Here is an 18667-nt window from a genome sequence, read left to right on the forward strand (position 1 = left end):
TCTTCTCCTGTCTAAACTGCGAATAAATGGCGAACAAGTGCCGCATTGAGCTCTCTCAGATTCATCAAATGAGTGGAGCTTCGCGCGCGGCCGTTTTACTGCGTAACATTGCTCCCTGGAAGGCGGTGCTCGTCGGCGTCCTTGCGATCTTGGTCAGTCACCGATGTCAGACATGTCAGTTTTTGGGCGAGCCATGGCCTCAAGTCATCCACATAGGTAAAGAGCACGGGAAAAAAACGAGACTCAGCAGGGGGGAGGTCATCAAGCCGCCGATCACCGCCACCGCCATGAGGGCACGGAAGCTTGTGTCGGCGCCGCTGCTGAGCAAGGCCGGCACCATGCACTTCTGCGCTGACTCAAGGCCTATGTATTTTGCAGTGGCACCCGTTGCGATAATCAAGGCGTCGCAGGTGTGCTCTCCGGTATTGCCGTTGAGTTTAAATGGGCGCATTGACAGCTCAGCATGGCGAATATGTTCAAAAACCACTTTTGTATCAAATCGTTCGGCATGTGCCGCATGCGTGCCATCAGATCAGGGCCTAGCAGGCCATGGCTGTCACCAGGCCAGTTGTCTACTTCAGTAGTCGTCTCATCAATTGGCCACCCTGCTCAAAGCCAGCGATGACCATGGCTTCAAGTTTGCCCGGGCAGCATAAACGGCTGCAGTCCATCCGGCCGATCCGGAGCCCAGGATGAAGAGTTCGTGGCGTGTGGGCATATTCCTTATAAATTATGCTTAATAAATTCGATAACGTGTCGCTTGCCAATGGTCCCAACCATATGATCGACAACCTTTCCATCTCTGAACAGCAAAATTGCTGGAATGCTTTGCACGCGGAACATATTTGCCAACCTGTCAGCATTGTCGATATTGACTTCAGCAAAATGGGCGTCGTCCCGCAGCTCTTGTGCCACTTCCTCATATACCGGCGCCATCACGCGACATGGTCCACACCATTCGGCCCAAAAGCGAACGACATGCAAGCCAGGAACGTGGGTCACCGCAAGGTCGAAGTTGTTGTTATTTAATGAACTGATCATAGTGCGTCTACTTTCTTAAAGTTGATTGATTTCAGAATGTGTTGTCCTTAAAAAAGACGCGGACCACACAATCAGTCGTTTCCCTGCCTACGTTCAAACATCATCCAGGCAGCCGGGGCAGGACTAGGCACTTGAATGCAATGGGATGCGCATTTATGGTTAAGGAAACGCGAGGCCCTTGGCTGCTTCTTGATAAAAATCTGTTTAGTCTCTCTTTCTGTGACCTTCTTGGCCATGGAGCTAGGGCCATAAAGGGGTAAGTCATTAGTTTTACTGCTGCTCAGAAAGAATGAATTGGTAACTCAGAAAAGATAGATTTTTGGTTTCAATATTTAAAAACTACATTCAATTGAATGATTGAATGATAGTGATGTGCAATGTTAATGTCAATGCAGTAAGCGGCCAGCCGTGCCATCCATGAATTCGTGATCTTGGCAGCAAGTGCGCAAGCCATGCCAACGCTGTTGCTGGTATTGCTAACGCCGGTAGTCGTTGCTGCTGCGGCATCGTGTAGATTTTTATCGCTGAAGAAGCAGTACGGCGGTATGCGATGCGAAGGCTTGCGGGAGCTCAAGATTCTGCACGAAGAGAACGTTCGGCTGAAGAAAATGGCGGCTAAGCTGAGCCTGGAAAAGGCCATCTTGCAGGACATCGTTAAAAAAGGCGAGGGGCGCGCTAAAGCGCGAGGGTGCCACATTGTCTGCGCGGTGAGGATATCGTGACGGTATTTAAAGGTATCGTTGCAGAGCGCACGGCACCGAAATACTTGCTTGTCGATAACAGCAACGAATTGTCGGGGAAAATGCAGGGTCTATGGACCTACGACCACAAGACTAAGATCGATTTCAGCCGACCGGGAAAGCCGATGGATAACTGCTTTAGCGAAACGTACAACGGATCGCCGCGTGATAAATATCTAAACGTTCGCCGGTTTGGAGATTCAGGCCGTCGTAGAGGTTTGGCGTATGGATTGCAATGAGACTCGGCCATACTAGGGCTCTCAAAGACCAAACCCTGCAGCCTTCGCTCTGAGCGGGATTTCTGAAGGGTTTGCCAAAGACCATTAATCGTCCGAATTCTCGATTCTCTGGTGATGCTCCTGCCAGTCGTGGTCAGCGTCGCATCGCATCGATACGCAGACCGGCGGCCTGCCATCCAGGAAAACCATCTTCAAGGCGTTGCGCCTTGAATCCCTTTGTCCTTACTTAGCCATCTCATTGACAATCGAGTGAGAGTGATCTCCCGTCCGGCAGCGTAAGGTAACGCCGGGTCAATGAAACAGCCAAGCCCCTGATTTTTCAGGGTTTTTTTTGGTCGGTAGCGCTTGCAAAACGGCCTGTGATGTCGGCGTCGGCTACGCCGTCTGCCCCAGGCTGGCCAGCCTGGCCAGCGTCTCCTGCGCATTCATGCTCTTGGCCAGCGTGACGGCGCTCATGCCGCGGCTGTCCACGGCGTCGATGCGGGCGCCGTGCTGCAACAGCAGGTCCAAGATGGCCAGGCGGTTGAACATGGCGGCCATCATCAACGGTGTCTTGCCGTCGGGGCTGGCGCCTTCCACCTTCGCGCCATGCTGGAGCAGCAGTGCGGCGATCTCCAGGTGGCCTTTATAGGCCACGCCGGCCAGCGGCGTCTGGCCCTGGTCGTTGGGGACGTTGGCGTCGGCGCCCGCTGCGAGCAGCAGGCGCGACGTTTCCAGGTGGCCATGGTAGCTGGCCAGCATGATCAGGCTGTCGCCTTTTTCGTTGCGGAAGTTAACCGGCACGCCCTGGGCAAGCATGGGGCCAAGTTGTTGCGTATCGCCTTCGCGTACCAGGGCGAACAGGCCCTGGATGAATTCCAGTGTTTCGGCATCCATCGTTGCCGGGAGTTTTCGTGCTTCGGTGTTCATCGTGTTCTTTCCGCGAAGGTGGGCTATGCCTTTAGTCTACTATGTGGCGCCGAACGTCACGGCGCGGTGCCTGTTTATTTTTCGTGAACCTGAAATCGGCGGCGCAGGTTGAGTTGATGTTGAAGCCGGGAAGTTTCAATGGTATGAGTCCGGCTTCTCATTTGAGGTAAATGCGGCAAGGTGCTCTGCTTGTAAATTCCCATTATTGAACTATATTGGAAAATGATGTTATTTTTATATCTCATTGGCTATTCCGATTCGGAAATTTAATGCTTTCCAGAAATTCAAAAGGAGGGGCAGGTCATGAGTGCAATGTTAGAAAAGAAATCCCTGGATAAGCCGGACGAAGTGCGCCCATTCAAGGACGGAGCGGGCCGGATGGCTGTCTTTACGCTTGGCGAGCACACCATGGGCCGCGGCGAATTTGAGCCTGGCTGGCGCTGGAGTCTGCACGTCAAACCGATTGCAGGAACCGATTCGTGCCAGGCAGCTCATACCGGCATGGTCCTCGAGGGGCGGATGGTGGTACGGATGAATGATGGCGCCGAGATGGAATATGGACCGGGTGACGTCTTCTATATGCCGCCCGGGCACGATGCCTGGGTCGTTGGAAACCAGCGTTGTGTGCTGTTCGATGTCACAGGCGTCGCAAGGTATGCCAAACCGCAATAAGCGGGGCCAGGGTATGCGCGAGACAGCCGCTCACGCGCCCGGCGCCAGCGCCTTTTGGCGCGCTGCCAGCGCCGCGCCGATGAAGAGGGCGATGGCCGAGGCGATCAATCCCCGCTCCAGTCCTGCGGGGCCGTCGGCGATCCAGCCGACCACGATGGGGCCGACGATCTGGCCCAGCGCGAACACCGTCGTATAGGCGCTGATACCGGCCGTCCACGATTGCTGCGGCAGGTTATGCCGCACCAGCGCCGTGGTCGACGCCACCACCGACAGGAACACGGCGCCGAAGACCAGGCCGGAGAGAAAGACGACGGGCACAAAGCTCGTCAGTGCGGGCAGGATGGTGACCACGCCCAGCACGCCATTTAATATCGCCAGCGATTCGCCGCCCCTGTAGCGGTCGAGCATGCGCGCCCAGATGCGCGACGACGCCACCACTGCCAGCCCCAATACCGTATAGAACACGGTGATCGAGGTGGCGCTCATGCCTTGCTGCTTGAGCAGGGCGATGACGAAGGTCATGTAGCCGATGTAGCCGACGCCAAACATGAAATAGCCGGCCAGGCTGGGAGAAAAGTCGCGCCAGGCGAAGCGCCTTGGCGTGTCGAGGGTGCGCGGCGCTTCGCCGATCGCCTTCGCCGGCAGGGCCATGATGGCCGTGGCGGCCAGGCAGGCGATGCCCAGTGCCAGCCATGGCCATTGCCAGGCATGCGCGGCGCCGTGCTCCTGTGCGGCGGCCAATGCGGCCGGCACCAGCAGGGCCGAGAGCGCAATGCCGAAACCCGTGCCGCCGTAATACAGGCCGATGTAGAAGCCGGCATGCTGGCTGTGCATGGAACCGAGCCGCGCCGCCAGCACGCCGCCGGCGATGAAAATGAAGGCGCTGGCCACGCCCGCGCACACGCGCTGCAGGAACAGGGCAGCCTTGTCGCTTACCAGGCCCGACATCAGCATGAAGACGCTGGCCAGCACGCAGCCGGCGATCAGCAGGCGCCACACGCCCAGGCGGCGCATCAGGGCCGGCGTGGCCAGGGCGCCCAGAAAGTAACCAAGCGCATTGAAGGTATTCATCGATCCGGCCAGCAGGTAGGACCAGCCCAGGTCGGCGCGCATGGGCGGCAGCAGCAAACCGTAGGAAAAGCGCGACAGGCCCAGGGCGATGGCGGCGCCCAGCGACAGCGCCAGCGCCGTGGCCAGCGGATGGGACGGGGAATGATCATGTGTCGGCATGGCCTGGATACCCGTCTATGTAAAACGCGTGGAGTGGGCGCCGGGCGGGGCAGGCCGGCGGGCAAGGTCTGGGCGGGACAGTGGCGCTGGCTGCACGCTTTTTTACTGCTAAGTTAGCGAATCGGGCCCGGGAAGTCAAGCCGCGCCGCGCCTGTCATTGCTGGCAACAATGTAATCTTTGTCATCGTTACTTTTGGAGAGAATTGTGAGACATGCAATCTCATATAATTGCAATTAGGAAATTAACTTGCCAGAATTCAATTTTGCGGGTTGCTCCTGATCCTCCATATCTTAAGGGCACTATGAACAAGAATAAACCTGGCGCGTTGTTGATTGCAGCGCTGATTGGCGCGGCGTTGGCTGGCTGCGCTTCCGAGTCGTCGCAAGCCCTGGCTGTTCCCACAGTCGCCAGCGCGGCCCGACCCTACGTGGGTCCACGCACGCTGATCGCTGTCGGCAAGTTCGACAACCGCTCGAACTTCATGCGCGGCATCTTTTCCGATGGCGTCGACCGCCTGGGCAGCCAGTCGAAGACGATTCTGATTGCGCATCTGCAAACGTCCAACCGCTTCAATGTCCTCGACCGCGATAACATGGCGGAACTCAAGCAGGAAGCCGAATTCAAGAAGCAGGGCCAGAACATCAAGGGCGCGGACTTCGTCGTCACGGGCGACGTGACCGAATTCGGCCGCAAGGAAGTTGGCGACAAGCAATTGTTCGGCATCATGGGCCGCGGCAAGACGCAAGTGGCGTATGCCAAGGTCACCTTGAACGTCGTCAATATCGCCACCTCGGAAGTCGTGTACTCGGCCGGCGGCGCCGGCGAATACAGCCTGTCGAACCGCGAAGTGCTGGGCTTTGGCGGGACCGCCAGCTATGACGCCACCCTTAACGGCAAAGTCCTGGACCTGGCCATGCGCGAAGCGGTCGAGCGCCTGGTGGCTGGCGTCGAAGCGGGCGCATTGCGCAAACAATAAGGTTTCCCATGAAAACAATGATGAACAAGGGCGCAGCCCTGCTGGCCATGCTCGCCTGTGCCGCCCTGACCGGTTGCGCCACGCAATCGAAGTCCCTGTATCAATGGGAAGGCTACCAGCCGCAAGTGTACGAATACCTGAAGGGCGAAAGCCCGGAGCAGCAGGTTGCCGCCATGGAAAAAGACTTGCAAGTGATCTCTGCGAAGGGCAATCACGCGCCGCCGGGCTTCCATGCCCACCTGGGCATGCTGTACTCGATCGCCGGCAAGCCGGAGCAGGTCGCCGCGCAGTTCGAGGACGAGAAGAAGCTGTTCCCGGAATCGGCGCCGTACATGGACTTCCTGTTGGGTAAAATGAAAAAAGGCGAAAAATTATGATGTCGCGCATGTTGAAAATGGCCCTGTGCCTGGGTCCCGCCATCTTCATGGTCGGTTGCGCCACCAAGCAGGCGGCCTACGACTACACGGCTTTCAAGGCGGCCAAGCCCCGTTCCATCGTGGTCTTGCCGCCGTTGAACAACTCGCCGGAAGTCAATGCCGGCAACAGCGTCTACGCGCAAGTGACCTATCCGCTGGCTGAAGCGGGCTACTACGTGCTGCCGGTGGCCGTGGTGGGCGAAACCTTCAAGCAGAACGGCATGACGAACGCCGCCGATATCCACGCTGTCGATGCGAAAAAGCTCAACGAGATCTTTGGCGCCGATGCTGGCCTGTACGTGACGATCTCCAAGTACGGCACCACGTACGCCGTGATCGACAGCGTGACGGTGGTGGCGGTCGATGCCAAGCTGGTCGACCTGAAGACGGGCGCCTTGCTGTGGCAGGGCGCGGCCAGCGCGTCTAGCAATGAAGGCAATAACAGCGGTGGCGGCGGCCTGGTCGGCATGCTGGTGACGGCGGCGGTCAAGCAGATCATCAACACCAGCACGGATGCCAGCCATCCGCTGGCTGGCACGGCGAATGCGCGCATGCTGTCGGCCGGCGTGCCGAACGGCTTGCTGTACGGCCCCCGTTCGGAGCGCTACCTGGCGCAGTAAGCGTCCTGCCGCATCGGCAAGGCAAGTGCCGCTGTACTGAATGACCGGCGCCGGGGGGAGATCACGGACTCGTCCCCCCGGCGCTGTCTTTCCTGAGTCCGGGCAGATCCAGAGCAAAGGGCAAGCGATGACTACTCAATTCAAGGTCAACTACAACGTGTCGGCGGATGAGCTGCAGGGCAAGAGCGTGCTGGTCTTCTTGAAACCGCAGAACCCGCAGCGCAATTACCAGATCCACGCCTGGCAAGTGCTGGCCGGCGCCCCCGGCACTACCGAATCGTTCGACTACACGCCGCAGATATCGACCGACGTGACCAGCCTGGACGTCAACGATAATAAAATCTTCTCCGGGCGCAAGCCAGTGCAGCCGGGGCAGCTGCTGGCGGCCGTCAGCCCGGCCGGCCTGACGCCGCCGTTGTTGCAGCCTGGCTCCGCGTCCCTGGCGCAAACCAGACTGACGCCTCAGCAGTGCGGCGTGATCAACCAGACCAATCCCTACATCCAGTTCGACAGCAACTGGTATGTCAACGACAGGCCGGTCGTGACCATGCCGCAGGTCGATACGAACATGACGGCCAGCTTCGAGCACCTGCCCAACTTCTATTTCATGGTGGCTTCGCCGCCGCTGGCGGGCCAAACCTATATCGCGCAGAACTTCTCCGACATGACGCAGTACGTGATGCCGGAGACGGTCAAGGATGTGGACGTCACTCTGAACCGCAAGCAGGGCCTGTGGAGTTTCGACTTCAGCGCCAGCTAAGGCGCGCGCCGGCGCCAGAACGGCGCCGACGGCCAGCGCGTTTCCTGGCCGTAGCAGTACGCCAGGTGGCGTTCGTACGCCGCGCCGATGGCCGCCAGCTCCCCATTGTAGTGTTGGCAGGCTTGCGGTTCTCCCCGCAGCGTGCGGTCTGCGGCCTCGGCCGCGGCCAGGCCCGTGTACAGGGCGTTGAAGATGCCTTGCGACGACAGCGGATCGAAGCTCAGGGCAGCGTCGCCGACGGCGAACCAGCCTGGACCGGCACCGGCGTCCAGGCTGGCCGTATGGGCGGGCGTGGCCATGGCAGGCGTATCGGCCGCATAGCCTTGCTGCTCCAGCAATTCCCGCGTGGCCGGCAACCGGCGCGCCGCCGCTTCCAGCCAGCCGGCATCGCGCAATCCTGTCTTGTCCAGCAAGTCCGCATCCGTATGCAGGGCCAGCACGCGGCGCTGGCCTGGCAGGGGCGCGCTGTACCACCAGCCGTCTTCGCAAGCCTCGATGTGGGCAAAGCCACGCTGTGACGGCGCCAGGTCGCGCCCATATTGCCAGACTGATATTAAACGATCGCCGCGCTGGCGCCGCGCCCCGATTCTGCGGGCCAGCCGGGCGCCCCGTCCCGTCGCGTCGATGACGATGCGCGCCGCCGCGTCGCAAGGGCCGTGCTGCGTCTGCAGCCGCACGCGCCAGCCGCCATCGTCAGGCGTGATGCCGGCGACCTTGGCCGAGGCCAGCAAGGCGGCGCCGCGCCGGCGCGCCTCGTCGCGCAGCCACAGGTCGAAGGTGCCGCGCGCCAGGTGCCAGCCGTGGCCATCGGGGTCGCTGAGGAAGTGGTGCTCCGTCCAGGCGCCGTTCCACCAGGCGCGGTTGCCGTGGTAGGGCGCGTGGCCCTGGCGCAGGAAGGCGTCAAGCAGGCCCATGTCCCGCAGCAGGCGCGCGGCGGCCGGCGGCAGCGATTCGCCGATGCGCGCCAGCGGCGCGGCCAGCCGGTCCACCAGCAAGACCCGGTGCCGCCCCGCCAGGTTCAGGGCGGCCGTGGCGCCGGCCGGACCGGCGCCGACGACCAGCACGTCGGCCTGCAGCCGGGTCACAAGCGGTGGCGCTGCAGATGGCGCGCTTTTTCCGTGCCTTCCAGGTCGACGTCGACGAACTCGTCCGGTATGGCCGCCGCCGCGCGCAGCAGGTGCTTGCCGGCCGTGGGCGGCGGCAGGTTTTCCACCTGCAGGAACGCGGGGAAGCCGTTCACGTCCGTGGGGCCGGGGCGCACCTCGACCACGCCCACTTGCGCCAGGTCGGCGATCATGTTGTTGATCTGCTCTTCATAGCTGATGTTGCCCAGCGGACGTATCCACGCGGCACGCCGGGCGAAAGCGGCCAGGCGGTCGTCGACGGGAACTTCGCGGTTCATCACCGTATCGTAGGCCAGCTTGCTCATCACCTGGTTCGGCACGCGCGCGGGCCAGAACGTGGGCACGTAGGGATCGTAGTCGGACTGGTAGCCGGAGCGGCAGCTGGCCGTGTCCGTTTGCCAGGGCACGGCCATCCAGCGCGTCACGCCGCCCGCGATCTGTGCCGAGCAGGGGCTGCTGATATTGTCCGGTGTCAAGACGGCGCCATAGTCGGGCTCGACCCAGCCCGGCGGCCGGTGCGCCAGGCGGAACGGCGCGCTGTACATGCTGGCCTGGCGCATGGGCCAGGTCATTTCGCAGCCGGGGTGGAAGGCGTCTGCCAGGCAAAATTCCATGGCCGCGCGCAGCAGGGTGTCCGGTTGCAGGGCCACGTCCACCTCGGCCAGGCTTTGCGGCGGCGTCTTGCCGGGCGCGTAGTCGGCCGTGAACTCGCCGGCGGCCCATTGCTTGAGGAAGCGCAATTGCAAGTTGCTCAGTGCGCAGTTCTGGCGCGGCGTGTCTGCCGGCGGGATGGCCATCGCATCGCCATACAGCCACGGCCACGGCGATGGCGCCCAGGCGTCGCGCTCGAACTGGCGGAACTGGTTGTAGATGACGTTGCGCCACTCCTTGCGGCTTTCGGACGGGCTGGCCAGGCGCGCCATCCATTCGTCGCGGCTGAACGGCGTGCTGCCGTCCCAGCCGAAGGCGGCCGCGAAGCCCGCATTCACCCATTGCAGGTTGGACAGGCGCTCGAAAATGGGGCGGATATCGTCCTGGAACGAGGGAACGGCTGGCGCTGCCAGTTTTCCTGTGGAAACAAACAAGTCGCGCATCAAGTCCCACATGGTACGCACGGACTTTTGCTGCGGTGCATAGTCGGGCGGCGCGACGACCACCCAGGCCATGTCGACGGGCAAGGCCTGGCCCTGGTAGTGCACCGTGGCGCAGACGGGGCCGTCGGCCGTGTCGTCGTACCAGCCTTCGTTGTTGGCGAAGGTGATGGCGCGCGCGCCATTCCACGACGCCGACTTGCCATGGCCGCCCAGCACGATCAGCCGTCCCATGGCATCCGTGCGCAACTCGCCCAGGTAGACGGGCGTGCCCATGAAACGGCCGCCGTCGAAGGCGACGGCCGGCTGTTCGCTGCCGCTGATCTTGCGCTCGCCCGGCGTGATGGACAATTGCGCGCGGTCGGTGATGGCCATGTTGCGCAGGAACGAGGGCTGGGTGACATTTGCTTCCGGAATATCGAGCGCGATCTGGAACTGGTACCACGCCGCCTTGGTGTTGGCCAGGGTGACGGACCATTCGATGTCGGCATTGCCGGAGTTCAATTCGGCCACCGCCACGCCGGCGGCATTCAGGCCGTAGATGCGAAAGCCGGCCGCCTGGCGCTTGATGGCCCCGGTGGCATCGCGGTAATACCCGGCCGGCCGCGCCGCCGGTTCCGGCACCTCCGGTCCCAGAAAGTACTCGCTGGGGCTGTTGCCCACGCGGGCAATGCCGATGGGCGGATAAATCGCCGCCTTGACGATGACGGTATCTTGGGAGGAGCTGGACATGGCATGCCTTTCCAGGTGGCGTGGAGGGAAGGAAAATATACCGCATAAAAAACGTGCCAAATGCGCACATAGTCACCGCTTCGTGAATTCGCGCGATGGACGCCGGACACAAGGCGTGCGGCGGCGCGCCAGGCGAGCTTCCCCCAGCCACGTTAAGATAGCGGTATTTTCAAGACTGCGAGGGACCCAGGTGCGCGTGTTGCTGGTGGAAGACGATCCGATGATCGGGGAAAGCCTGGTCGAGGGCTTGCGCGGCGAGTGCTATGCCGTGGACTGGGTGCGCGATGGCCACGATGCGGAGCTGGCGCTGGCCGGCTTCGCCTACGATTTGATGCTGCTGGACCTGGGCTTGCCCGGTAAGGAGGGCATGGAGGTGCTGCGCGCCATGCGCGCGCGGGGCGCCGAGTTGCCCGTGCTGATCATCACGGCGCGCGATGGCACGCCGGCCCGCGTGGAAGGACTCGACAGCGGCGCCGACGATTACCTGGTCAAACCGTTCGATCTCGACGAGCTGCTGGCGCGCATCCGCGCGCTGCTGCGGCGCCGGGTCAGCCGTTCGCGCTCCGTCATCGAGCATGGCGCGCTGATCCTGGACCTGGCCAGCCACGACGTCACATACGAGGGCGAGCAGATCAAGCTGCCGCCGCGCGAGTTTTCCGTGCTGCGCGCCTTGCTCGACCATCCGGGCAAGGTGGTGTCGAAGCGCCAGCTGAGCGAAAAGCTGTACGGCTGGGATTGCGAAGTGGAAAGCAATACCGTCGACGTCTACGTCTACCAGCTGCGCAAGAAGCTGGGCGCGGACGCCATCCAGACCGTGCGCGGCGTGGGCTACAAGATGCGGGCGGCATCTTGCTGACCATCCGCCGCCAATTGCTGCTCGGTTTGCTGGCCGCCACCTTGCTGTGCGTGCTGGGCGCCGGCATTTCGCTGTTCCGCTCGCTGCTGGAAGAAACCAATGAGCTGGCCGACTTGCAGCTGCGCCAGCTGGCCGTGGCCTTGCCCGACGAGTTCGAGCCGCAGACGGGCCTGGCCGCCGCGCAGGAGCCGGAAGAAGCGTTCGTGCTGCAGGCGTGGGACGAGGAGGGGCAGCCATTGCCCGTCCTGCAGGGCCAGCCGGCATTGCCGCGCTATGCGCTGGCCGGCTTTGCCGATGTCACGGTGCACGGCGAGGACTGGCGCCTGTACGGCGAGACGCGGCGCGGCCGCTACGTGCAGGTGGCGCAGGCGCAGGCCGTGCGCGACCAGCTGGCCTGGCAGATGACCATGCGCGCGGGCGCGCCCCTGCTGGTGTTCGCGCTGATCCTGGCGCTGCTGATCGTCGCCGTCGTGGGGCGCGCTCTGGCGCCGCTGCACCGCCTGGCCGAATCGGTGGCCGGGCGTTCGCCGGATACGCTCACGCCGCTGGCGGCCGACGACATGCCGCCTGAACTGCGGCCCGTGGCGCTGGCGCTCAACAGCCTGATGGGGCAGTTCGAGGCGGCGCTGACGGCGCAGCGCACCTTTGTCGCCGATGCCGCGCATGAATTGCGTTCGCCGCTGACGGCGCTGAAATTGCAGCTGCAGGTGGCCGAGCGGGCCGGCAGCGAGGAAGAGCGCCGCGTGGCGCTGGCGCGCCTGCATGAACGGCTGGACCGCAGCACGCACCTGGTGCGCCAGCTATTGAGCCTGGCGCGCCATGAAACGGCGCTGGCGGCCAGCCAGCTGCACACGGTGGACCTGGGACAGTTGCTGGAAGCGGCCGTGGCCGACCACAGCGCGCTGGCCGACAGCCGCGCGATCGACCTGGGCGTGGTGGAGACGCTGCCGGCCCCGGTGCTGGTGCAGGCCGATCCCGACGGCTTGCAGGTGTTGTTGAATAACCTGATCGACAACGCCTTGCGCTACACGCAGCAGGGCGGCAGGGTCGATCTGCAGGCGGCTCTGGAAGAGGGCCGGCCCCTGCTGCGCGTCTCCGACAACGGCCCCGGCGTGCCGCGCCAGCACCATGCACGGCTGTTCGACCGCTTCTTCCGCCCCGACGGCAACGACGCCTGGGGCTGCGGCCTGGGCCTGTCCATCGTGCGCCACATCGCCGAACATCACCAGGCCGATATCGCGCTGGCCGAGGGCGAGGCGGGGCGGGGCCTGCAGGTGACGGTGCGCTTTCCGCAGCCCGCCTGACCGCAAAAAAAAAGCGGATGCCGGCGAGGGCATCCGCTTTTCAGTCACGCGTGAGGCGCTTAGGCCAGCTCAGTGATGAATTGCTCGCGTGCAGGGCGCACTTTTTTCAGGTCCACCAGCCAGTCGCCTTCGCCGGCGCGGTAGCCGAGCGGCAGCATGACGACGGAGCGCAAGCCTTTTTCGCGCAAGCCCAGGATTTCATCGACCTTGGCCGGGTCAAAACCTTCCATCGGCGTCGAATCGACTTTTTCCTGCGCCGCGGCGATCAGGGCCGTGCCCACGCCGATATACGCCTGGCGCGCCGCGTGCTGGTAGTTGGTTTCCGCGTCGCGCTGCGGATACGTGGCCAGAATTTGCTGGCGGTACGCTTCCCAGCCTTCGTTCTTGAAGCCGCGCACGGTGTTGACCAGGTCAAAGCGGGCGTTGATGCGTTCTGCCGTGTAATTGTCCCAGGCGGCAAACACCAGCAAGTGCGAGGCTTCCGTCACTTGCGACTGGTTCCACGCGTGCGGCTTGATCTGCTCGCGCATGGCCGGATTCGTCACGACGAACACTTCATACGGGTGCAGTCCGCTGGAGCTGGCCGTCAGGCGCACGGCTTCCAGGATGCGCTCGACCTTCTCTTGCGGCACCGTTTTCGCCGGGTCCATCTTCTTGGTGGCGTAGCGCCATTGCAGTGTTTCGAGCAAATCGGACATGTGAATCCCTTTCAGAGTGAATAGTTCAGACTGGAAATGATAGCGGATTCAGCCATTTCAAGTGCGGCCCCTCAAAGAGTTGTATAGATGAGCTGTCTCTTGCCCTTTACAGCCCCACCATGGCCAGCTCCACTGCCGGGTAGCGCGCGCCTTGCACGCTGGCGGGCGCGATGGCGGCGCCGATGGCGGCCAGCTCGGCGCCGCTCAGGGTGAGTTGCGCTGCGGCCACGTTCTCTTCCAGGTGGGCCAGGCTGCGGGCACCGGGAATCGGCACGATGTCGTCGCCTTGCGCCAGCAGCCAGGCCAGGGCCAGCTGGGCCGCCGTGGCGCCGCGCGCCGCCGCCAGGCGTTGCAATTCGGCAACCATATGCGCGTTGGCCGCCATCGCCGGCGGCTGGAAGCGGGGCAGGCTGTGGCGGTAATCGTCTGGCGCCAGCGTGGCGGCGGATGCGAGCCGGCCCGTCAGGAAGCCCCGGCCCAGCGGGCTGTAGGGCACGAAACCGATGCCGAGCGCGCGGCAGGCGGGCAGCACGTCCGCTTCCACGTCGCGGCTCCACAGCGAGTATTCGGACTGCACGGCCGCAATCGGATGCACGGCGTGGGCGCGGCGCAGGGTGGCGGCCGACACTTCCGACAGCCCCAGGTGGCGCACCTTGCCGGCCCGCACCAGCTCCGCCATGGTGCCGACGACGTCTTCGATGGGCACGGCCGGGTCCACGCGGTGCTGGTACAGCAGGTCGATGCACTCGATGCCGAGCCGGGACAGCGACGCTTCCACGGCTTGCACGATGTGTTCGGGGCGGCTGTCGACGCCGGCCATGCGTTCGACGCCTTTTCCTTCAGGCAAGATCTTGAAGCCGAACTTGGTGGCCACGCTGACTTTGCCGCGCAATTGCTTCAGGGCGCGGCCTACCAAGTCCTCGTTGGCGTAGGGGCCGTAGACTTCGGCCGTGTCGATCAGGGTTACGCCCAGTTCCGCTGCCCGGTGCAGCACGCGCAGCGAGGCGGCCTCGTCGGCGCCGCCGTAGGCAAAGCTCATGCCCATGCAGCCCAGGCCGATGGGGGCGACGCGCAAGCCGGAGTGGCCCAGTGTTCTGTGTTCCATTGTCATTTCCTTTCAAAAAAAGATGCAAGGAGTATGGATGACGCAACAGCATGCGATAAGATGCCTAATCCTGCATGCATTACTGAATTTTGTTCATGAATTTTTTTCCTCGACAATGACTGACCTCAACGAATTGACGGCCTTTGCCGCCGTCGCCCGCCTGCGCAGCTTCCGCCAGGCGGCCCTCGAACGGGGCGTGTCCGCCTCCGCCCTCAGCCACGCATTGCGCGCGCTGGAAGAGCGTCTGGGCGTGCGCCTGTTGAATCGCACCACGCGCAGCGTCACGCCGACCGAGGCGGGGCAGCAGCTGCTGGCGCGGCTGGCGCCGGCCATGCGCGAGATCGACGATGCCTTGCAGGACTTGAGCGCCTTGCAGGATGTGCCCGCAGGCAAGCTGCGCCTGAACGTGCCCCGTCCGGCCGCCCGGCTGCTGCTGGGGCCCATGCTGGCCGGTTTTGTGGCCCGCTATCCGCGCGTGCAGGTCGAAGTGGTCACCGATGACGGCATGATCGATATCGTGCGCGACGGTTTTGACGCGGGCATCCGCTTCGGCGCACAGGTGGCGGCCGACATGATCGCCGTGCCCGTGGGCGCGCCGCAGCCGTTCGTGGTGGTGGCGTCGCCCGCCTACCTGGCGGCGCATGGCGCGCCAGGCACGCCGCGCGACTTGCTTGCGCACGCCTGCATAGGCCGGCGCTTTCCCAGCGGGCGCCAGTATGCGTGGGAATTCGGGCGGGAGGAAGACGCCGTCAGCATCGCCGTCGGCGGGCCGCTGGTGTTCGACGACGATGAACTGATGCTGCGCGCGGCCCGCGACGGGGCGGGACTGGCGTATGTGTACGAAGCCGATGCGCGCGCCGATATCGCGGCGGGGCGCCTGGCGTGCGTGCTGGAGCGCTGCCTGCCGCCGCCGTCCCGCTACTTCCTGTACTACCCGGGCCGGCGGCAGATGCCGCCCGTGCTGCGCGCCTTTGTCGACATGGTCCGCACCGACGGTGTTGCCTAGGCAGCGGCCGGCGGCGCGCCGTGCTCGACCGGCCACTTGACGGTAAACACGCTGCCGCCCGCCTTGCCGCGCGTGCAGGCCGCGCTGCCGCCATGCGCGCGCGCGATGGCTTCGACCACGGCCAGGCCCAGGCCGCTGCCCGCGTTCAGGTCGCCGCCGTCGCTGTCGCCGCGGCGGAACGCCTCAAACACGTGCGGCGCCAGTTCCTTTGCAATGCCGGGGCCCGCATCCTCGATGCTCAGGTAGTACTGGCCGGCCTGCACGCGGGTGCGCACGCGCAGCAGGCCCGGCTGCGCATAGCGGCGCGCGTTGTCGAGCAGGGCCAGCACGATTTGCCGGATGCGCGCCGCGTCGCAGCAGACGGGATGGTCGGACAGGTGCAGCTGCAGCGTAAAACCGGCCGCTTCCATTTCCTGCGCCAGCAGGCGGCGCACTTCCTCGATTTCCAGGGTCAGGTCCGTCCACGCCATGCGCAGCTGCATGTGGCCGCTGTCGGCCAGGCTCAGGGTGCGCAAATCCTCGATCAGGCGGCCCAGGTCCTCGACCTGCGCCAGCAGGCTGGAAAACGGCACTTCCTCGGGCTTGAAGACGCCATCGACGACGCCCTGCAAGGTGCCGCGCAGGATGGTCACGGGCGTGCGCAGTTCGTGCGCGATGGCCGCATTCCACGTTTCGCTTTCCTTGGCGCCCCGCTGCAGGCGCTCGGCCATGCTGTTGAAGTCATCGACCAGCATGGCCGTCTCGCCCAGGCTGCGGTCGCCCGCGAAGGCGCGCGCGGACAGGTCGCCATGCGCCACGCGGCGCACGCTGTCCATCACGGAATTGATCGGTTTCAGGATGCGCGCGGCCAGCTTGAAGGCGAAAAAGGCGGCCAGCCCCAGGCCGAAGATGGTGATGGCAAAGATCCACAGCCATTCGACGGTGCTGGGCGACCAGTCGTCGGGCTCGGACAGCATGCCGGGATCGATCTTGAAGGCGACGGCGAAGAAGATCCACGAGCCGATCCAGATGATCAGGATGCTGCACACCATCAGCACGGACATCGACAGCACGATCTGCCGGTTCAGGCCAGTGAAGCGCATCAGGCGTCGCTTTCCAGGCGGTAGCCCACGCCGCGCAGGCTGGCCGGCATGTTCATCACGCCCGCTTCCTCGAGTTTCTTGCGCAGCTTGCTGACGTGGCTGTCCACCGTGCGTTCCATCGAATTGCTTTCGGGCATGCATGACTCCAGCAATTCCAGGCGGCTGCAGACGCGGCGCGGCGTGCGCGCCAGGTGCGCCAGCAGGCGAAATTCCGTCAAGGTCAGGCTCAAGGGCACGGGCGCGCCGTCGCGCAGCACGCTGGCCACGTACGTTTCCTGGTCGATTTCGATGGGGCCGCAGCGCAGGCGCTGGCCGCCCACCGGGTGGTGGCGCACGCGCGAGCGGCGCAGCACGGCCGCCACGCGGGCCACCACTTCGGCCGGATTGAAGGGCTTGATGATGTAGTCGTCGGCGCCCACGCGCAGGGCGGCCAGCTTGTCGGCATCCTGGTCGCGGGCCGTCAGCATGATGACGGGCGTCTCGCCGCGCCGCCGCACTTCCGCCAGCACGCCCCAGCCGTCGACACGGGGCATCTGCACGTCGAGCAGCAGCAGGTCCGGCGCCAGCGCCAGGTGCTGCTGCAGCGCTTCCTGGCCATCGAGGGCGAAGGCCGTGCGGTAGCCGTCGCGCTCCAGGTAACCGGCGAGGATGCGGGCGATTTGCGGTTCATCTTCGGCGATCAGGACGAGGGCGGAAGGGGGCGTGGTGGCAAGAAAGGAGGGTTGGCTGGCGCTGTGATGATAGTTCATGCAAATAGTCTAGCATTCTTCTTTCTCTCCATCGAATCTCCACATTTCTTTGACGAAATGTCCACCTTGGCCTTTTATGCTGCGCTTATCTGTCGACCGGACCGCCGGTTGGGATCTGCCATAGAGAAAGACCATGCATCCGAGCCACTTCACCAAGAAAAACATGTTGATCGCCGCGGCACTGCTCAGCCTTGCCGCCTGTTCCAAACCCGCGCCGGAAGAGGCGGCGGCACCGCCCGCCGCCGTCACGGTGCTCAAGCTGCAAGCGGCGCCCGTCGTCCTCAGCGATGAATTGCCGGGCCGGGTGGCCGCTTTCCGCACGGCCGACATCCGCCCGCAGGTGGGCGGCATCGTGCTGCGCCGCCAGTTCGAGCAGGGTGCCGACGTGACAGCGGGGCAGAAGTTGTTCCAGCTCAACCCGGCGCCATTCCAGGCGGACGTCGATTCGGCCGCCGCCGCCCTGCAGCACGCGGTGGCCACGGCGAACCGCGCCAGCAGCCAGGCGGACAGGTTGAAACCGCTGGTGGAGGCGGACGCCATCAGCCGCCAGGCGTATGACGATGCCGTGGCCCAGCGCGAGCAAGCCGTGGCCACCGTGGCGCAGGCGCGCGCGACCCTGGCGCGCCGCCGCCTGGACCTGGCTTTTGCCAGCATCGAGGCGCCGATTGCCGGGCGCATCGGCTCCGAACTGGTGACGGAAGGCGCGCTCGTGGGCCTGGCCGATGCAGCGCCGATGGCGCGCATCCAGCAGATCGACAAGGTGTATGTCGACGTGCGCCAGCCGGCCGCCGCGCTGGCCGCGCTGCAAGCCTCGGGTACTGGCGGTGCCGACAAGCTGCCCGTAACCATTTTAGGCGCCGATGGCCAGCCGCATCCCGTCACGGGCCGCATCCTGTTCTCGGGCATCAGCGTCGATGCGGGCACGGGCGACGCAGTCATCCGCGTGCTGGTCGACAATCCGCAGCGCCAGCTCTTGCCGGGCATGTTCGTGCGCGCCCGCATCGCCCGCGCCGTGCAGGCCAATGGCATGCTGCTGCCGCAGCAAGCCGTCCTGCGCAGCAGCGGCGGCCAGGCGCAGGCCTGGGTGCTGGACGGCACGAACAAAGCCAGCCTGAAAGCGATTACCGTGGGCGACGTGGTCGAGCACCAGTACGTGGTCAGCGGCGGCCTGAAGGCGGGCGACACCGTCGTCGTCGAAGGCCAGGAACGCCTGCAGCCGGGCGCCACCGCCGCGCCGCAGCCATGGAAACGCGCCGCCGCCGCCGCCGTCGCCACTGCGCCCGTCGTCAGCGCCGTGCGCTGATCCGTACTTATTG

The 18667-nt window shown here is 64.1% G+C and carries 21 protein-coding genes; 11 read left to right on the forward strand and 10 right to left on the reverse strand.

The genetic code is table 11. The annotated features are described in order from the left end of the window. Positions 1-199: 199 nt before the first annotated feature. Positions 200-487 (reverse strand): hypothetical protein, encoded by a 288-nt coding sequence (locus tag AC1RJW_RS15845; protein ID WP_493045744.1) that lies wholly within the window; start codon positions 485-487, stop codon positions 200-202. A 236-nt stretch (positions 488-723) separates the two neighbouring features. Then, positions 724-1041 (reverse strand): thioredoxin, encoded by a 318-nt coding sequence (gene trxA / locus AC1RJW_RS15850; protein WP_493045745.1) that lies wholly within the window; start codon positions 1039-1041, stop codon positions 724-726. A gap of 452 nt (positions 1042-1493) precedes the next feature. Here trxA and AC1RJW_RS15855 point away from each other — a divergent pair, with 452 nt between their 5' ends. Together AC1RJW_RS15855 and AC1RJW_RS15860 are read left to right on the forward strand one after the other, a co-directional pair. Next, a complete protein-coding gene (locus AC1RJW_RS15855) occupies positions 1494-1763 on the forward strand; it encodes a hypothetical protein (protein ID WP_493045746.1) in 270 nt (89 codons plus the stop codon). After that, positions 1760-2020, forward strand: a complete 261-nt coding sequence (locus tag AC1RJW_RS15860; RefSeq protein ID WP_493045747.1) for an integrase core domain-containing protein — start codon at positions 1760-1762, stop codon at positions 2018-2020. Before AC1RJW_RS15855 ends, AC1RJW_RS15860 begins: the two co-directional genes overlap by 4 nt. A 375-nt stretch (positions 2021-2395) precedes the next feature. On the opposite strand, the gene AC1RJW_RS15865 is transcribed toward AC1RJW_RS15860, so the two are convergent. Further along, complete coding sequence (locus AC1RJW_RS15865) at positions 2396-2929, reverse strand: ankyrin repeat domain-containing protein (RefSeq protein WP_493045748.1); 534 nt, start codon at positions 2927-2929, stop codon at positions 2396-2398. Between the two features lie 312 nt (positions 2930-3241). Here AC1RJW_RS15865 and AC1RJW_RS15870 point away from each other — a divergent pair, with 312 nt between their 5' ends. Continuing rightward, positions 3242-3601: a cupin domain-containing protein gene (locus AC1RJW_RS15870; RefSeq protein ID WP_493045749.1), complete on the forward strand. Its 360-nt coding sequence runs from the start codon at positions 3242-3244 to the stop codon at positions 3599-3601. A 30-nt stretch (positions 3602-3631) separates the two neighbouring features. Here AC1RJW_RS15870 and AC1RJW_RS15875 read toward each other — a convergent pair whose 3' ends face one another. Then, positions 3632-4831, reverse strand: coding sequence for a YbfB/YjiJ family MFS transporter (locus AC1RJW_RS15875; protein ID WP_493045750.1), 1200 nt, complete (start codon positions 4829-4831; stop codon positions 3632-3634). Between the two features lie 302 nt (positions 4832-5133). Here AC1RJW_RS15875 and AC1RJW_RS15880 point away from each other — a divergent pair, with 302 nt between their 5' ends. The 4 genes from AC1RJW_RS15880 to AC1RJW_RS15895 all read left to right on the forward strand — a co-directional run bounded on the left by AC1RJW_RS15880 (position 5134) and on the right by AC1RJW_RS15895 (position 7604). Then, positions 5134-5808 carry a CsgG/HfaB family protein gene (locus AC1RJW_RS15880; protein ID WP_071077629.1) on the forward strand — a complete coding sequence of 225 codons (675 nt, stop codon included), beginning with the start codon at positions 5134-5136 and terminating at the stop codon, positions 5806-5808. A gap of 8 nt (positions 5809-5816) precedes the next feature. Next, a complete protein-coding gene (locus tag AC1RJW_RS15885) occupies positions 5817-6185 on the forward strand; it encodes a DUF4810 domain-containing protein (protein WP_493045752.1) in 369 nt (122 codons plus the stop codon). Beyond that, a complete protein-coding gene (locus tag AC1RJW_RS15890; RefSeq protein ID WP_493045753.1) occupies positions 6182-6844 on the forward strand; it encodes a DUF799 domain-containing protein in 663 nt (220 codons plus the stop codon). The genes AC1RJW_RS15885 and AC1RJW_RS15890 overlap by 4 nt, the downstream gene beginning before the upstream one ends. 127 nt (positions 6845-6971) lie before the next feature. Continuing rightward, a complete protein-coding gene (locus AC1RJW_RS15895; protein ID WP_493045754.1) occupies positions 6972-7604 on the forward strand; it encodes a hypothetical protein in 633 nt (210 codons plus the stop codon). Here AC1RJW_RS15895 and AC1RJW_RS15900 read toward each other — a convergent pair. Together AC1RJW_RS15900 and AC1RJW_RS15905 are read right to left on the reverse strand one after the other, a co-directional pair. Then, positions 7601-8689, reverse strand: a complete 1089-nt coding sequence (locus AC1RJW_RS15900; RefSeq protein ID WP_493045755.1) for a tryptophan 7-halogenase — start codon at positions 8687-8689, stop codon at positions 7601-7603. The two genes, AC1RJW_RS15895 and AC1RJW_RS15900, sit on opposite strands and share 4 nt — an antisense overlap. After that, positions 8686-10551, reverse strand: a complete 1866-nt coding sequence (locus AC1RJW_RS15905) for a LodA/GoxA family CTQ-dependent oxidase (protein WP_493045756.1) — start codon at positions 10549-10551, stop codon at positions 8686-8688. Before AC1RJW_RS15905 ends, AC1RJW_RS15900 begins: the two co-directional genes overlap by 4 nt. Before the next feature lie 190 nt (positions 10552-10741). On the opposite strand from AC1RJW_RS15905, the gene AC1RJW_RS15910 reads away from it, so the two are divergent. Together AC1RJW_RS15910 and AC1RJW_RS15915 are read left to right on the forward strand one after the other, a co-directional pair. Next, a complete protein-coding gene (locus tag AC1RJW_RS15910) occupies positions 10742-11407 on the forward strand; it encodes a response regulator transcription factor (RefSeq protein WP_493045757.1) in 666 nt (221 codons plus the stop codon). Further along, positions 11401-12711 (forward strand): ATP-binding protein, encoded by a 1311-nt coding sequence (locus AC1RJW_RS15915; RefSeq protein WP_493045758.1) that lies wholly within the window; start codon positions 11401-11403, stop codon positions 12709-12711. Before AC1RJW_RS15910 ends, AC1RJW_RS15915 begins: the two co-directional genes overlap by 7 nt. A gap of 59 nt (positions 12712-12770) precedes the next feature. On the opposite strand, the gene AC1RJW_RS15920 is transcribed toward AC1RJW_RS15915, so the two are convergent. Both AC1RJW_RS15920 and AC1RJW_RS15925 read right to left on the reverse strand, forming a co-directional pair. Continuing rightward, positions 12771-13409 (reverse strand): NAD(P)H-dependent oxidoreductase, encoded by a 639-nt coding sequence (locus tag AC1RJW_RS15920; RefSeq protein WP_493045759.1) that lies wholly within the window; start codon positions 13407-13409, stop codon positions 12771-12773. A gap of 106 nt (positions 13410-13515) precedes the next feature. After that, a complete protein-coding gene (locus AC1RJW_RS15925; RefSeq protein ID WP_493045760.1) occupies positions 13516-14514 on the reverse strand; it encodes an aldo/keto reductase in 999 nt (332 codons plus the stop codon). 115 nt (positions 14515-14629) lie between these two features. On the opposite strand from AC1RJW_RS15925, the gene AC1RJW_RS15930 reads away from it, so the two are divergent. After that, positions 14630-15520, forward strand: a complete 891-nt coding sequence (locus AC1RJW_RS15930) for a LysR family transcriptional regulator (RefSeq protein WP_493045761.1) — start codon at positions 14630-14632, stop codon at positions 15518-15520. Here the strand turns inward: AC1RJW_RS15930 and AC1RJW_RS15935 are convergent. Together AC1RJW_RS15935 and AC1RJW_RS15940 are read right to left on the reverse strand one after the other, a co-directional pair. After that, positions 15517-16602, reverse strand: coding sequence for an ATP-binding protein (locus AC1RJW_RS15935; protein WP_493045762.1), 1086 nt, complete (start codon positions 16600-16602; stop codon positions 15517-15519). The two genes, AC1RJW_RS15930 and AC1RJW_RS15935, sit on opposite strands and share 4 nt — an antisense overlap. Then, positions 16602-17351, reverse strand: a complete 750-nt coding sequence (locus AC1RJW_RS15940) for a response regulator (RefSeq protein ID WP_493045763.1) — start codon at positions 17349-17351, stop codon at positions 16602-16604. Before AC1RJW_RS15940 ends, AC1RJW_RS15935 begins: the two co-directional genes overlap by 1 nt. A gap of 133 nt (positions 17352-17484) precedes the next feature. On the opposite strand from AC1RJW_RS15940, the gene AC1RJW_RS15945 reads away from it, so the two are divergent. Further along, positions 17485-18654, forward strand: a complete 1170-nt coding sequence (locus AC1RJW_RS15945) for an efflux RND transporter periplasmic adaptor subunit (protein WP_493045765.1) — start codon at positions 17485-17487, stop codon at positions 18652-18654. Positions 18655-18667 lie beyond the last annotated feature (13 nt).

Source organism: Janthinobacterium sp. GW822-FHT07A03 (assembly GCF_058798815.1).

Bases quoted from the DNA above. Each gene is read 5' to 3' on its own strand.
- AC1RJW_RS15855 (WP_493045746.1), top strand. From the start codon at position 1,494: ATGCCAACGCTGTTGCTGGTATTGCTAACGCCGGTAGTCGTTGCTGCT.
- AC1RJW_RS15930 (WP_493045761.1), top strand. From the start codon at position 14,630: ATGACTGACCTCAACGAATTGACGGCCTTTGCCGCCGTCGCCCGCCTG.
- AC1RJW_RS15920 (WP_493045759.1), bottom strand. From the start codon at position 13,409: ATGTCCGATTTGCTCGAAACACTGCAATGGCGCTACGCCACCAAGAAG.
- AC1RJW_RS15870 (WP_493045749.1), top strand. From the start codon at position 3,242: ATGTTAGAAAAGAAATCCCTGGATAAGCCGGACGAAGTGCGCCCATTC.
- AC1RJW_RS15880 (WP_071077629.1), top strand. From the start codon at position 5,134: ATGAACAAGAATAAACCTGGCGCGTTGTTGATTGCAGCGCTGATTGGC.
- AC1RJW_RS15945 (WP_493045765.1), top strand. From the start codon at position 17,485: ATGCATCCGAGCCACTTCACCAAGAAAAACATGTTGATCGCCGCGGCA.
- AC1RJW_RS15885 (WP_493045752.1), top strand. From the start codon at position 5,817: ATGAAAACAATGATGAACAAGGGCGCAGCCCTGCTGGCCATGCTCGCC.
- AC1RJW_RS15905 (WP_493045756.1), bottom strand. From the start codon at position 10,551: ATGTCCAGCTCCTCCCAAGATACCGTCATCGTCAAGGCGGCGATTTAT.
- AC1RJW_RS15935 (WP_493045762.1), bottom strand. From the start codon at position 16,602: ATGCGCTTCACTGGCCTGAACCGGCAGATCGTGCTGTCGATGTCCGTG.
- AC1RJW_RS15940 (WP_493045763.1), bottom strand. From the start codon at position 17,351: ATGAACTATCATCACAGCGCCAGCCAACCCTCCTTTCTTGCCACCACG.
- AC1RJW_RS15925 (WP_493045760.1), bottom strand. From the start codon at position 14,514: ATGGAACACAGAACACTGGGCCACTCCGGCTTGCGCGTCGCCCCCATC.
- AC1RJW_RS15865 (WP_493045748.1), bottom strand. From the start codon at position 2,929: ATGAACACCGAAGCACGAAAACTCCCGGCAACGATGGATGCCGAAACA.
- AC1RJW_RS15890 (WP_493045753.1), top strand. From the start codon at position 6,182: ATGATGTCGCGCATGTTGAAAATGGCCCTGTGCCTGGGTCCCGCCATC.
- trxA (WP_493045745.1), bottom strand. From the start codon at position 1,041: ATGATCAGTTCATTAAATAACAACAACTTCGACCTTGCGGTGACCCAC.
- AC1RJW_RS15875 (WP_493045750.1), bottom strand. From the start codon at position 4,831: ATGCCGACACATGATCATTCCCCGTCCCATCCGCTGGCCACGGCGCTG.
- AC1RJW_RS15895 (WP_493045754.1), top strand. From the start codon at position 6,972: ATGACTACTCAATTCAAGGTCAACTACAACGTGTCGGCGGATGAGCTG.